The sequence below is a fragment of the Bacillus sp. EKM206B genome (assembly GCF_011066015.1).
Taxonomy (GTDB): Bacteria; Bacillota; Bacilli; order Bacillales; family Bacillaceae; genus Bacillus; species Bacillus velezensis.
Genome location: NZ_JAAMNL010000001.1, coordinates 430018 through 442873 on the forward strand (window position 1 = coordinate 430018; position 12856 = coordinate 442873).

At 48.1% G+C, this 12856-nt stretch carries 9 protein-coding genes; 4 read left to right on the forward strand and 5 right to left on the reverse strand.

Going from position 1 to position 12856, the window contains the following annotated elements; genetic code table 11:
* Positions 1–2: 2 nt before the first annotated feature.
* The gene (locus G9F50_RS02195) at positions 3–860 is read right to left on the reverse strand and encodes a Cof-type HAD-IIB family hydrolase (RefSeq protein ID WP_060562480.1); all 858 of its coding nucleotides are present in this window, start codon (positions 858–860) and stop codon (positions 3–5) included.
* Positions 861–1013: 153 nt separating this feature from the next.
* Entirely contained in the window at positions 1014–2000 is a 987-nt protein-coding gene (locus G9F50_RS02200) for an LCP family protein (protein WP_007407510.1), read from the reverse strand.
* 304 nt (positions 2001–2304) lie between these two features.
* Here G9F50_RS02200 and G9F50_RS02205 point away from each other — a divergent pair, with 304 nt between their 5' ends.
* Positions 2305–3681 (forward strand): sugar porter family MFS transporter, encoded by a 1377-nt coding sequence (locus G9F50_RS02205; protein WP_007407509.1) that lies wholly within the window; start codon positions 2305–2307, stop codon positions 3679–3681.
* A gap of 92 nt (positions 3682–3773) precedes the next feature.
* Positions 3774–5186 (forward strand): bifunctional glycosyltransferase family 2 protein/class I SAM-dependent methyltransferase, encoded by a 1413-nt coding sequence (locus G9F50_RS02210; RefSeq protein ID WP_079891092.1) that lies wholly within the window; start codon positions 3774–3776, stop codon positions 5184–5186.
* A gap of 3 nt (positions 5187–5189) precedes the next feature.
* Here the strand turns inward: G9F50_RS02210 and G9F50_RS02215 are convergent, their stop codons facing one another.
* Genes G9F50_RS02215 through gerBA form a run of 3 tightly spaced genes read right to left on the reverse strand, consistent with a single transcriptional unit; the run spans position 5190 to position 8880 of the window.
* Positions 5190–6320 carry a Ger(x)C family spore germination protein gene (locus G9F50_RS02215; protein ID WP_020956435.1) on the reverse strand — a complete coding sequence of 377 codons (1131 nt, stop codon included), beginning with the start codon at positions 6318–6320 and terminating at the stop codon, positions 5190–5192.
* Complete coding sequence (locus G9F50_RS02220; RefSeq protein WP_007614158.1) at positions 6317–7423, reverse strand: GerAB/ArcD/ProY family transporter; 1107 nt, start codon at positions 7421–7423, stop codon at positions 6317–6319. The genes G9F50_RS02215 and G9F50_RS02220 overlap by 4 nt, the downstream gene beginning before the upstream one ends.
* Positions 7424–7428: 5 nt before the next feature.
* A complete protein-coding gene (gerBA, locus tag G9F50_RS02225; protein WP_060562481.1) occupies positions 7429–8880 on the reverse strand; it encodes a spore germination protein GerBA in 1452 nt (483 codons plus the stop codon).
* A 219-nt stretch (positions 8881–9099) separates the two neighbouring features.
* Here gerBA and manA point away from each other — a divergent pair, with 219 nt between their 5' ends.
* Positions 9100–10050 carry a mannose-6-phosphate isomerase, class I gene (gene manA / locus G9F50_RS02230; RefSeq protein ID WP_025285367.1) on the forward strand — a complete coding sequence of 317 codons (951 nt, stop codon included), beginning with the start codon at positions 9100–9102 and terminating at the stop codon, positions 10048–10050.
* A gap of 139 nt (positions 10051–10189) precedes the next feature.
* Complete coding sequence (locus tag G9F50_RS02235) at positions 10190–12835, forward strand: N-acetylglucosaminidase (RefSeq protein ID WP_060562482.1); 2646 nt, start codon at positions 10190–10192, stop codon at positions 12833–12835.
* Positions 12836–12856 lie beyond the last annotated feature (21 nt).

Here is a 12856-nt window from a genome sequence, read left to right on the forward strand (position 1 = left end):
TTTTATTGATCGTTGTCGAGAAGCCGGTTGATGAAATATGCGACGCCGTTTTCATCGTTGCTTTTTGTAATATACGTGCTTTTTTCCTTCAGTTCATCAATCGCATTGCCCATGGCGATGCGGTTTCCCGCCGCTTCAAACATGGAGAAATCATTCGGGCTGTCGCCGATGGCGTAAATATCCTGTTTTTCAATACCGTACAGTGAAGCAAGCTCCGTCAGAGCACGTCCCTTTCCGGAACCGGCAGGGAGGATTTCGATAATGTGTTTTCCGGAAGATGTCTGGGATAATTTCGAATGATGTGTAATTTCTTCTTTGGCGTTTCTCAGTTTTTCCATATCAAAAGAGAAACAAAGAAGCTTGTAAACATGTTCGTCTCCGTTAAAAATCGCCTGTATATCCTGTACGGGTTTAATGCCGAATTGTTTGAACTGCGTCTTTGCGCCCTCCCATAATGTCTGAATATCTTCCTTGGGATTGGCGCTTTTCAGAATATCCAGTTCTGCCTGCAGTTTGGACTCGCCGTCAAATGGGGACAGCAGATGATCATCTGTATAGACCTCAAAGTAAATGTCGTTGTCCGTTAAATAAGCGGCGATATCCTTCCCGGCCTGCTGATCCATTAAGAGCCGGCTGACGAGGCGGTATCCTTTGTCATGGACTGTCCCGCCGTTTGCCGCAATAATCGGAATATCCAAATCTTTTAAGAGCGCTTTTACATCAAACGTGGCTCTGCCCGTGCAGATGGCCACGAGAATGCCCGCCTCATCCGCTCTTTGTAAAGCCGCTCTGTTTTCCGGAGAAATCACACTGTCCGAGTTCAGTAATGTGCCGTCTAAGTCAATGGCTATCAATTTCATATGTATGGATGCCCTCCTTAAAAATAAAGCTGCTTCATGTAGTATGTTCAGCTTTGTGCGAAATCAGCAGAAAGCCGTCAGTTAAAGGCTATACCTTCATGTCCTTTTTTTCAACAGAAAAACGGCGGGATTTACTAATCCCGCCGTGACGTCTTACGCGTTTAAATCATTTTTTAATTTTGTTTTTACTTCTTGAAGGTTTTCCTCATTCAGCTTGAAGTAATAAATATTTTTGCCGTACTGAGGAGTGTAAATATAGCTGTCTGAACCTGTCAGCTGCAAAGAATCCACCGATTTCAGCGATGTGATAAACGGGAACAGACCGATGGCGTCATTAAGAGATAAGTTCATTTTTAAGTTTTTCCCTAAGCTGTCGACGATATCGTCATAAGAAGGGATCGAGCTTAACGATTTAGATTTTTTAATAATGGCGCTCAGCACTTCCATCTGTCTTTGTCCGCGCATCAGATCGGTGTCCGCTTTGCGTGTTCTTACATAAGCCAGTGCCTGCTCACCGTCAAGCGTCTGGACGCCCGGCTTCAGCACGACTTTTCCTTTTGTATCGACTTTAATACGATCGGCAATTTTCTGGCTTTTCACATTTACCGTAACGCCGTTCAACTCATTGACGACATCGCGGAACGCGTCGAAGTTGCTCTCAACCACATAATCTACCGGAATATCAAGCATGTTTTCTACTGTTTTATAAGTTAAATTATAACCGCCGTAAGCATGTGCGTGCGCGAATTTGTCATAGCCGTGTCCCGGGATGTTGACATAGGAATCCCGCGGAATGCTGAGCATCGTCGCTGTTTTCTTTTTCCGGTTGAAGGTGACGAGCACGTTGGCGTCACTTCTTGCGTCATCTACTGATTCGCCCTTATTGTCACGGGCGTCTATTCCTAAAAGCAATACGGTGAAAGAATCCTTCTTCGGGTCAAATTCTTTGATCCGTTTTACGGACTGGTCGCCGCGGTCAAGGCTGACGTGCGCTTCTTTGGTCGCATTATTCAATTTCACAAATGCGTAGGTGCCGACGGAACCGGCGATCACCAATAAGAAAGCGGCGAATACCAGTACAAATTTCACCCATTTTCTGAGGCGTCTTTTCTTTTTTCTGCGTTGAGATCGTTCTTCCATATCATTACCTCTCGTTTCTATTCTTTGTGAAGCGTACCATAATTGTTGACTTGGAGCAACTCTGCAAATGAGAAAATTCCAAATCTTTCTCTCTATTTCGACAATATCTACTGTTATTTTTGCATCAGGTTCACATTATATTGGACGGCAGGAAGCGTGAAATGTTTCGTCGCTTTGTAAAAAATAATTAGTAAAATAATGGATATTAACGGTGCGGAAGGTTTGAAACGGACGGAAACAGGCAAAAGAAGCAGTAGAACACTTCCGCGCGGATACAGCGTTGGATGAAGGGAGTCTACATAACATGAAAAGCATACACTCGAATAAATGGCTCTATTTTTTCGGCGCACTCGGCGGCGCGTTATACGGATATGATACCGGAGTCATTTCCGGAGCTATTTTATTTATGAAAAAAGAACTGGGACTGAACGCCTTTACAGAAGGCCTCGTCGTCAGTTCGTTATTGGCGGGGGCGATTCTCGGATCGGGATTCGCCGGCAAACTGACCGACCGGTTCGGCAGGCGGAAGGCCATCATGGGAGCGGCGCTGCTGTTTTGTATAGGCGGTTTAGGAGTCGCTTTTGCCCCGAATACAGAGGTGATGGTTCTTTTCCGGATCATTCTCGGACTGGCTGTCGGAACATCTACAACGATCGTTCCGCTCTATTTATCGGAGCTGGCTCCGAAGCATAAACGGGGGGCGCTCTCTTCGCTGAATCAGCTGATGATTACGGTCGGAATCCTCGTTTCTTATATCGTGAACTATATATTTGCCGATGCAGGCGCTTGGCGCTGGATGCTTGGACTTGCGGTTGTGCCGTCAGTCATTCTGCTGATCGGAATCCTATTTATGCCGGAAAGCCCGCGCTGGCTGTTTACGATCGGAAAAGAAGAGAAAGCAAGAGAAATCCTTTCATCATTGCGGGGAACGAAGAATATTGATGATGAGATTGATCAGATGAAAGAAGCGGAAAAGGAAAACGAAGGCGGCTTGAAAGAATTGTTTGAGCCGTGGGTGAGACCCGCGCTGATTGCCGGCCTCGGACTTGCCTTTTTGCAGCAATTCATCGGGACAAATACAATTATTTATTACGCCCCGAAAACATTTACCAGTGTCGGGTTCGGCAATTCCGCGTCTATATTGGGAACGGTCGGAATCGGCGCCGTCAATGTCATCATGACGCTTGCGGCTATTAAAGTCATTGATAAGATCGGCCGGAAGCCGCTGCTGCTGGCCGGTAATGCGGGCATGGTCATCAGTCTGCTCGTATTGGCCGCGGTCAATCTTTTCTTTGAACATTCAGCAGCCGCATCATGGACAACGGTGATTTGTTTAGGCCTGTTTATCATTGTATTTGCGGTCAGCTGGGGGCCTGCCGTGTGGGTCATGCTTCCTGAATTATTCCCGCTGCATGTCCGGGGTATCGGGACGGGTGTCTCCACTTTGATGCTGCATGCCGGAACATTGATTGTCTCATTAACCTATCCGATGTTAATGGAAGCAGTCGGCATCAGCTATTTATTTCTCATTTATGCCGCGATCGGGATACTGGCATTCCTGTTCGTCCGGTTTAAAGTGACCGAGACGAAGGGGAAAAGCCTTGAAGAAATTGAGCAGGATCTGAAAAGCCGTAACGGAGGCTCGGGATCAGAATCAAATCGGCGGACAGTTCATCCGTAATATTCAGTTTTAGGGGGCGGTTATTCACCGGCCCCTCAAAACGGATGCCGTGCGGGCGCCCGGTCACATAAATGACGGGGATATGTCATACGTTGTATAAAGTCACGATAAAGGCGGGGATGCCGGTGAAAACGAGTATTATTATCCTTACATATAATGAACTTGAGCTGACGAAAAAATGTCTGGCCAGCATTGAACGATACACCGACAAAGATAAGATTGAACTGATTATAGTTGACAACGGTTCCTCAGACGGAACGAGAGAATACATATCAAATCTGCCTGACGTCAAAGTCATCCTAAATGAAAAAAACCTCGGGTTCGCCAAGGGGTGCAACCAGGGTATCAAAGCGGCAGGGGGAGAAAATCTGCTGTTTCTGAACAACGATACGATGGTCACGAAAAATTGGCTCACCTCCATGCTGAGGGTGCTGTATCAATCTGAAAAAACCGGTATGGTCGGGCCCGTCAGCAACTATGTCAGCGGCGCGCAAATGATCCACGACGCGTATCAATCGCTTGATGAGCTGGAGTCATTCGCGGAGGCGTATTGCGCCCGGGAAAAGCATCATACAAAGCGGGTGCTGCGCCTTGTCGGCTTCTGTCTTCTGGTGAAAAGAAGCGTCATTGAAGACATCGGCCCGTTCGATGAACAATTCGGATACGGTTCTTTTGAAGATGATGACCTATGTCTGCGCGCCCTGCAAAAAGGCTACAGCCTGCACATCGCCCTCGATGCCTTTGTGCATCACCACGGGCACGCGACGTTTACGGCTAATCAGGATATCAATATCAATCAGTTATATTCGGAGAACCGCCAGCGTTTTACGGAAAAATGGGGTACTGATTTTACGTACTTTACTCATCCGAGACCGGAAATTGCGGAGCTCGTTCCCCGGGAGGCGAAACGGATACTTGATGTCGGCTGCGGCGCGGGGGCTACGGGGCTGGAACTTCAAAACAGACAGCCTTGCGAACTGTACGGAATAGAACTGCACCCGCTGGCGGCGCAAGCGGCAAAAGGACACTATGAAGCGGTGCTGCAGGAAGATGTCGAAGAAGTGAAGCTGCCTTATCCGGAAGGCTTTTTTGATTGCATCATTTTCGCGGACATCCTTGAGCACTTAAAAGACCCGTGGCGCGTCATTGAAACGTACTCATCCTATTTGTCGCCTGCCGGATCAATCGTTTGCAGCATTCCGAATATTTCCCACGCCGAAGCGCTGTTCCCGCTTCTGCTCGGTGACTGGACATACAGAGACGCCGGCATTCTCGACCGCACCCACTTGCGGTTTTTTACGCCGCAGACGGTGCGCACGCTCTTTCCGGAAGAGACATTTGACGTGAAAAAGCAGTCCTATACGTATGTTCACGTGGATGAGCGGGTGCAGCTGTTTTTACAGGAAATCACACGAATGGCGCAATCGATGCAATTTCCGGTGACACAGCTGCCCGAACAAAGCCGGATTTATCAAATTCTCCTCCGTGTCGAAAAAACACGCTGAAGGCTACCGTCCCATCGTTCCGAAGTTGGTAATCTGAATGGAAACATCATAGTCAAAAGCCGCTTCGGAGAAGGTCTCATCCCAATGATGCTTTACTTTCTTCCAATAGTCGGGATATTGAATGCGGACTCTGTCAGAAAAGAATACAGGGTCCGTTTCATATTGATTCTGCAGCTTATCGATGACTTCTTTCACATCGCTTTTCAGTTTTTTTTCGAAAATCTTTTCTAGCCCGTTTAAATAGTGCTGATCGAATGAATCTTCTCCGGCATATTGATCCTCTGACAAAAGTCCTTTTGTTTTTACCGCTACATGAAATGACAGCTTCCCGTTTTTCAGCCTGGGAGTGATGGCGGATGTTGATTTTTTGATCTCGAAGGTAATCGGGTGCCCCCCTTTATCCAAAGCGGGCAGCACGCCGCCCCGTATCGTCCCCATCAGCCAATTCAGGCTCTGTATTTCGTATGATGACAGAAAGCCCGCCAATCTGTTTTGTTTTGCGTTTTTGATAATGGCCGCTCCGTCATACACCGTTTTTCCTTTTTGATTGCTGACGGCCTGAATGAGAAAACTGAGTTTATTATGGCAGTAAATCGAAGCTCTCCCGATTCGGAGCGGTTTTAAAATCTTCCCGTTGTAGCCGCCGTTGTTCGTAAGGTCGATCAGCTTTTCCGCGGCCATGGGCTGCTGCTGATTCGGCGTCGGCTCCGTCAGAATATCGGACGCTTTTCCTCTTGCCGCGAAGAGGTAGCTGCTCCGCCTTAATTCATCATCGCGGATAAAATGATTCATCATCTGCAGTATATTTTGGTCGGCCAGCAATTTGTCGCTGAATATCAGCACTTTTAAATGATCGCTGTAAACAGGCGGATCTTTTAAAGAGACTTCACTGACGGCTTCAAGAATGGTATCCCCCCGCGTCGTTACATTGACAAACACGGGCCGGCCGGAAGCCTGGCTGTTTTCGCTTTGGGGCAGCAGGTTTTGATAGGTTAATTTATATCGGCGGTCACTCGTCTCGTCTATCGCCAGCCCCCGGGCGAAAGACAGCTTTTCGACTTCCTTCGCGTCCCAGCATCCTGAAAGCGTCATCAGTATGAAAAGCGCCGCCGCCCATTTTATGAAAAGTGTCATGACGTCTGTTTCCTCCCGGCTATTTTTTTCATCCAGCTGACAAACCAGATGAGAAAAGGAATCATAATGACGGCAAAAAACGCATATCCGAGAATATTCGCGAATGCAAACACACTGTTGATATCATCGGGGTACATTGATAGGCCGAATGTCACTGCCAATAAGCCTCCCAGCAGCCAGGCATTGTTTTTATTTTTCAGTTTGAAAATGGTGTTTAATCCGAGATGCGCCCCTTTAAAAGAACCGAGCATACAGGTGAACTGCTGGCATGTCCACGTAATTAAAAGAAAGATATCAAACCGCTCTATGAAAATGCCCCGGATTTCCAAGGCATGAATCAGGGAAATGGTCGGATACGTCACCGTTTTGGCTTCAGCGACCGACATACAGCCGATGACGACAAGCAGCGTAAAGCTGTAAAAAATGCTCGCGCCTGCGATGCCGAAGACAGCCGCCTTTTTCGCCTGCTTCGGGTTTTTCATAAACGGCACCAGATAAAGAATCACCTCAAGTCCCGAAAAATACAGAAGGGTCCGCGGAAACAGCTCAAAAAAGCTTTTGTAGCCTCCTTCCATGACCGGGCGGACGAAATCCAGCTTAAACAGTCTCAAACTGAATATGAGCAGCGTAATCAGAATGACGATCGCAATCGGAAACAGATAGGCATAAAGCTTTGAAATGGGATAGACCCCGCCGGTCACATGGTAAATGCCGACCGCCAGAAAGATGAATATGACGACACCCATCGGCGTATTTTTCAGTAAAAAGTAATTGATGACTTCACCGAGAAAACGGGCTTGAAAACAGACGGTGACGACAAAATAACAGCTTATGAATAAATTCAGAAGAGAACCGATGGCGCGGCCCATGATGCTTTGATTCAGCTCATAAATGGTTTCCCCGCTGTTTTTCTGCAAAAACGGCATAAAGAGCAGGACGATGCCGATAAACACGACACTCTGCACAAGAATAATGATCCATCCGCTCGGACTGTCCGCTGTTGCGGCGGAGCGCGGCAGTGTTAACACGCCCGCTCCGATCATTGTTCCGCTTACCATGAGAAGTGTCTGCATAAACGACAGCTTGTCTTCCGGTTTTTTCATGGGGATCACCTTTGCTTGATTTTATCTTTCGTCTCTTTTCTGGTCGGCCGTTTTTTCAAAAGAGGCGTCGGCAGTCTGACGATCGTATCTTTTAAGTCTTGGCCAGGCTGCGCCATGATCGGAATAAGATAGTCCTGACCGAAGCTTTTCAGGCGCATCAGATGGCCGATGACAAGCAGATAGCACATGATCAGTCCGTATAAACCTAATATCGCCGACAAAATCATCGAAAAAATACGGATGAGCCTCAGCGGAAAATTGAACGCATAGGAGGGCGCCGTAAAAGAAGCCAACGCCGTAACGGATACGACAATGACCATCATCGCGCTGACAATATTCGCCTGAACGGCGGCCTGTCCGATCACCACGCCCCCGATCAGGCCGATCGTCTGTCCGATCGGCTTCGGCAGCCTGAGTCCGGCTTCTCTGATCATCTCGATCGTAAAAATCATGATGAACGCTTCAACAAAAGGAGGGAACGGGACATTCAATCTGCTTCCGGCAATCGTAACCGCCATTCTCGTCGGTAAGAGCCCCGTGTGAAACGTAACGAGCGATATGTAAAGGCCGGGTAAATAAATCGTGATTAAAATGCATGTATACCGAAGCAGCCTGAGAAAGGTAACCGGAACCCACCGCTGATTATAATCGTCAGGGGAATGGATAAATTCATCAACGGTGGCCGGCACCAAAAGGGTAAAAGGCGTTCCGTCTACAAGAATGGAAACCCTTCCCTCCAAAAGAGCGCCCATAACCCGGTCGGGCCGTTCAGTCGTCAAGACGGTCGGGAAAATGGAATACGTGTTATCTTCAATAAGCTGCTCGATCGCTCCTGATTCCGGAATGTCGTCAATGGTGATGGACTCCAGTCTTTTCATCACTTCTTTTACGACATCATCAGGGGCAATATCACGAATGTAGGCAACGGCGATCCGCTTTTTTGTCCGTTCGCCGAGTGTGACCTCTTTGATCTGGAGGTTGGGATCACCGGACTGCTCGCGCAAAAGCGCCGTGTTCGTCCGAAGCTTTTCGACAAAACCTATCCTCGGCCCCCGTTCAAGCACTTCAGAAGACGGTTCTTCAATATCACGCATTTTAAATGTTTCCGTCTCAAACGAAAGAGCTTCCTCCCATCCCTCCGCCAGCAAAACCGATTTGCCGGAGAAAATGTCTGCCTCCGCGTCCTTAAGTGAAGAAAGCCGGGTATGACGATAGCCGAAAGAGATGGATGACGGCGGTATTTCAGCCGGTTCCTCTTGATGCCGGGCGGCCGCCTGCACGGGCGAAATAATATATTCCGCAAGCAATTGATTGTCGGTCAGTCCGTCTATATAGATAAGACAGGCGTCACATTTGCCGTTTCCGTACGTAAACGAATAAAACATCATGTCATCGCTTTGGCCGAACCGTTTTTTCAGCACTTCAAGGTTTTTGCCGAGCTCCGCATGTATCGTCACAATGTTCCCCCCTTTTTCCATCAGTTATTTTAATTTGCGACAAACAAGGCATTTTATTCTGGAATAGGAAATGACTGAGCATTCCGCCCCATCCGAATGGTATAATGAGCAGGTCAGCCATTTTATACATATTGTTTTTAACCGCGGCTCCCTCCGTGTTTTAAAAAAGACACAGGGGGAATGGGATATGAGCCGCTTTTTAAGGGGAGGGGAACGAACATGACGCAAGAGCCGATTTTTTTACAGCCTGTATGTAAAGAAAAACTATGGGGCGGCACGTTATTACGCGAACGATTCGGATATGACATACCTTCAGAAACAACCGGCGAATGCTGGGCGATATCAGCCCATCCGCACGGAATGAGCACGGTCAAAAGCGGTCCGTATCAAGGGAAAACCTTGATGGAACTGTGGGATCAGCATAGAGAATTATTCGGCGGAACGGAAGGGGACCGGTTTCCGCTGCTGACGAAAATACTGGACGTCAAACAACATCTGTCCGTTAAAGTCCATCCTGACGATTATGACGCTGAGGAGCATGGACAGGGTGAAACGGGGAAATCTGAGTGCTGGTACATTATTGACTGTAAAGAAAATGCGGAAATCATATACGGTCACACGGCCCGTTCGAAAGCGGAACTTGTCACCATGATTAACAGCGGTGACTGGGAAGGCCTGCTGCGCCGTGTGAAGATCAAACCCGGCGATTTTTATTATGTGCCGAGCGGTACCATCCATGCCATTTGCGCGGGGGCGCTCGTGCTTGAAACACAGCAGAATTCAGAGGCCGCCTACCGGATATATGATTACGGGCGTACAGATCAAAACGGCCAGGCGCGTGAGCTGCATATCCGCGATGCCGTCAACGCAGCCACCGTTCCTCATGTGGACGGATTTTTAGATGAATCAACTGAAACGAGAAAAGGCGTCACCATCAAAACCTTTGTGCAGGGAGAATATTTTTCTGTATACAAATGGGATATCAGCGGGACGGCGGAAATGACCCAGGACGCTCCGTTTATGCTGTGCAGCGTCACAGAAGGAAGCGGCTCCATCATCTGTGAAGGCAAGTCCGCCAAGCTTGAAAAAGGCGCGCATTTCATACTGCCGGATCAGATGCCTGACTTTACGATAAACGGAGATTGCACGATCATCGTTTCTCATATATAAAACCAAACTTAATCCCAGCTCTGGGATTAAGTTTTTTTATTTGGAAAATTGGGTGATTTCTCTCTGTAAAAATGAAGAAGGCCGGCCGATAAATAAACTAGTTTGATAGAAACCAATTGAATCAGAAAGAGGAGAAGGAATGAAAAAGAGATTCGTTGCACCTATGTTATTGTCCGCCGTTTTCCTTGTCTTTTGCACCCTTACACAGCCCGCTGAGGCCGCATACAGCGACTACTCCGTTTACGAGCTGGAAACGAAGCAGCAATTTGCTTCTGAGAACGAGGCGCTTCAAGCGGCAGCGAAATTGAAAAAGGATACGGGGTGGCAGACTGACGCAAAGAAAGCCGGAAATACGCCGCTCACTTATCAAATCTCAGCTTCAGGCTTACACGATGAAACGGATGCGAAAACCGTGCTGAAAGATTTTACGAAGCAGACGGGCGTGTCCGGCACTTACAGCGCAAGCGGAAGCAAACAGCCGTACGTGACCGTCACATCAGGCGTCCTATCAGACGAGCGGCAGACGAAAAATCTTCTTGCCGAACTGACGAAAAAAACGGGCGTGACCGGCGCCGTCAAGCCGGCGGGGACAAAACAGCCGTACATGCAGGTCGTGACTGCTGAGATGGCGGCCGAAGCGGACGCAAAAGCGCTCTCGCAAGCGTTGACGAAGCAGACGGGCGTGAAAGCGTCATACCGTCAGATCAAACGGGAAACAGCCCGGTTTCAGATCCAATCAGGAACAATCTCCGGCGATCAAAAAGCCGCTCAAATCCAAACTGATTTTCATAAGGAAACAGGATTGCAGGCGTCGCTGAAAGTCACGGCAAAGGCCAGTCCGAATATCACCGTGACAGTCTCTGACATTTCAAATGCAAATGATGCGGCAGGTTTAGCGAAACAGCTGCAGCAGAAAACGGGCGTCAAAGGGAATGTTCAAAAGTATGCCCAAAGCAAAACAGCAACCGTGTACAACGTGCAGTCAGGATATTTTAACGGAGTAAGCGCCGTACAAAATGCTATCACCCAAATCAAGAAGAATACGGGTGTCAGCGGAAGCTATCAAAAAGCCGGCAAGAAAAATAATTACACGGTCGGGATGAGCGGACTGACGGCTAAGCAGCTGCAAAGTGTTCAAGCTTTCTTTAAAAAGAAAAAATGGCATTGCGACGCATCGCCTGTCAAAAAGACAGCATCAGTGTCCGTTTATCGGATCACGGCAGGGCAGCTTACCGCTGCAAAGGCAGATCAAGCGGAGGCGTTTTTCCGCCAGCAGCGTGTAAAGACGGCAAGAACCGCGGCGGGAAAAACAGCAGAAAACGAATATCAGCTGCTTTCTCAGCAGACGGCAGACCAGTCGAAGATAAAAAAAGGATTGAATCTGCTGGCGGGATATAAACTGACCGCCATTACAAAAACGATATCCAAGCAGACGGACACAACGTACCAAGTCACAACCGAATCACTGCTTGATACGGCAAAGATCAATCGTTCGCTGGACTTTTTCAAAGGGAAAAAAGTATCCGCCTCCGCGCAGAAAACAGGTGAAGCAGCGTATACACAATTCAGAATTGAAACGGCACCGCTGCTTAAAAAGGAAGACATTGACCGCGTGACTGCTTTTTTCAAGCAAAACAAAGCGGCCGGCACTGTGAAGGAGACGGGGAAAACCGGCTCTGCACAGTACGTCATCAAAACCGAAACATTCAGCAGTAAAACCGTTTTAAATAAAAGCATGAGCTTTTTCAGCGCCAAACAATTACAGGCCGGCTATACGAGTGAAAGCCATCCGGTTTATGAACTCCGCATTCGCGATCAATTCACGGGAGCGCAGTCAGCGGACGCCGCCTCCCAAAAGCTGAAAAAGCTGTACGGATGGACGATGGCTATTTTGAAAATAAAAAACGGACCGCAAATCATGAATACCAATTACAACATCTCGCTGGCAGATATGGTCAAAAAACAAATGACAGTCAGCCCGCAGACTGATGCCGCGGCTTATGCATCGCTTACGTACATCAATACGGCCTCCGGAACGGTCACAGCCGACGTCCTGAACGTCCGGTCAACCCCGGAAGTCAGCTCCGGCAATATTATCGGGCAGTTGAAAAAAGGCGATAAAGTCAGCATCACAGGCCAGACAAACGGCTGGGCCAAACTCAGCATGGGCTGGAGAAACGCCAGCAGTGACGAAGTCGGGCAGTATGTCAATCCGGCTCACTTCGCACAAGACAGCAAGTATTACTTTCAATTTCTGAAGCTCTCTCAGACAGCCGGACTAAACGCATCGGAACTGAATCAAAAAGTGCTGGTCAATAAAGGAATACTGACAGGGAAAGGCCAGGCCTTTATTACAGCCGCCGGCAAATACAGCATCAATGAAGTGTATTTGATTTCGCATGCTTTGCTTGAAACGGGCAATGGCACGTCAGAGCTTGCGAACGGCATTATGTATAATGGTAAAAAGGTTTACAACATGTACGGCATCGGGGCTTATGACAGCAACCCGAATTACTACGGCGCACAATACGCGTATAATCAAGGCTGGTTTACTCCGGAAGCCGCGATTATCGGCGGAGCCCAATTTATCGGTGCGTCTTATATTCACAATCCTTCATACGAGCAGGATACGCTGTATAAAATGAGATGGTCTCCAGCCGCGGCCCATCAGTATGCGACAGACATCGGCTGGGCGTATAAGCAGGTAAACCGCATGTACAGCTTATACTCACTGCTGGATGACTATACGCTTTACTATGATGTTCCCGTGTATAAGAAAGTATAAAAAAGGGCTGAAGTGTATGCT

Coding starts and splice junctions, on each gene's coding strand:
- G9F50_RS02195 (WP_060562480.1), bottom strand. CDS start 860: ATGAAATTGATAGCCATTGACTTAGACGGCACATTACTGAACTCGGAC.
- G9F50_RS02200 (WP_007407510.1), bottom strand. CDS start 2,000: ATGGAAGAACGATCTCAACGCAGAAAAAAGAAAAGACGCCTCAGAAAA.
- G9F50_RS02205 (WP_007407509.1), top strand. CDS start 2,305: ATGAAAAGCATACACTCGAATAAATGGCTCTATTTTTTCGGCGCACTC.
- G9F50_RS02215 (WP_020956435.1), bottom strand. CDS start 6,320: ATGACACTTTTCATAAAATGGGCGGCGGCGCTTTTCATACTGATGACG.
- G9F50_RS02220 (WP_007614158.1), bottom strand. CDS start 7,423: ATGAAAAAACCGGAAGACAAGCTGTCGTTTATGCAGACACTTCTCATG.
- manA (WP_025285367.1), top strand. CDS start 9,100: ATGACGCAAGAGCCGATTTTTTTACAGCCTGTATGTAAAGAAAAACTA.
- G9F50_RS02235 (WP_060562482.1), top strand. CDS start 10,190: ATGAAAAAGAGATTCGTTGCACCTATGTTATTGTCCGCCGTTTTCCTT.